At 52.7% G+C, this 1007-nt stretch carries 1 protein-coding gene and 1 pseudogene; both read right to left on the bottom strand.

Going from position 1 to position 1007, the window contains the following annotated elements:
* Positions 1 to 139 precede the first annotated feature (139 nt).
* Entirely contained in the window at positions 140 to 577 is a 438-nt protein-coding gene (locus FDX01_RS04480) for a hypothetical protein (protein WP_137399308.1), read from the bottom strand.
* Between the two features lies 1 nt (position 578).
* Positions 579 to 1007: pseudogene (locus FDX01_RS04475) on the bottom strand (hypothetical protein); the annotation flags it as partial.

Below are 1007 nucleotides of genomic sequence, written 5' to 3'. Positions count from 1 at the left end.
CTGGTAAACAGGCTGCCGAGCATCAGGCAATGCTCTTCCACAACCTCATAAGGAAGCGGTGACGTATGGACGTATACCAGCGATCCGTCATCACGGCTGACTGTGCAAACCAGATTAAGTTTTTTATCGATTTTCACGGTTAAATCCACATGTTGTCGTTAGTGACGAGGTAGCCACTGATGGTTACCACGTATCCGGCATCCATGCCGTTAAACGGCATTTCGTTGAAGTTAATCAGGTAGCAGTTAAGGAGCGTGAAGTTGCCAAACGTGTTTGCATCCGGGGTCACAACCACCTCACCCAGCGCTGTATCTGTCGCAAAACGCTGCTGGTAGCTCGCCGCCAGTCCCTGAGTTCGCAGCATATGAACGGTCAAAGTGACCTGCTGATATGGAACCTGACTGCCGACTGTGCCGGTCATGGTCGGAAGGATATCCGTAGCCGGTCCGTCCGGGCGCATGCTGATCCCGTCCTTGCCGAGATACGACGCGGTGACGTTCAGGGCCGGAACATCAGTGACAGAAACCGCGCCACGAACGCGGTTGAGGAATCCCTGCGGTACTAATGGGTTTGCCATTTTATGCCCCTACAAAATTGGTGACGTTCAGGTTAAACGTGATGGATTCGAAACCACGACGCGGCGTGATAACAGCGCTCAGGCCGTTGTATTTCCCATCCTGATAATCAGACGGATTCAGGCTGGAGTAGTTTGCAAACGGGACCGCGTTGATCACAGCGTTACCAGCGTAAGAGCCTTTTTCGTATTCAGCGTTGAAATCAGACTGAATGAGTTTTGCGCCGATAACGCGACCCAGAATAAGGCCGTAACTGATGCCGTTACGCAACGTCTTGAGCGCGCGGTTTTGCAGGCGATCAATGCCGTTCTGGTCGTAATACAGCGGGTTAGTTGTGGTGTTCGACCCATTAATGACTTCGTTCGCCAGGTCGAGCTCAAGATTGATAGCCGCCCACGCCACCGCGTACCAGTAGTTAAACGGCTGTCCGTC

Origin of the sequence: Citrobacter sp. wls613 (assembly GCF_005281195.1) — a bacterium.
Lineage (GTDB): Bacteria > Pseudomonadota > Gammaproteobacteria > Enterobacterales > Enterobacteriaceae > Citrobacter > Citrobacter gillenii.
The sequence above is the reverse complement of the archived record's forward strand: the minus strand, read 5'-3'. Positions and strand labels throughout refer to the sequence as shown.

Excerpts from the sequence above, each read along its gene's own strand:
- FDX01_RS04480 (WP_137399308.1), bottom strand. The coding sequence starts at position 577 with ATGGCAAACCCATTAGTACCGCAGGGATTCCTCAACCGCGTTCGTGGC.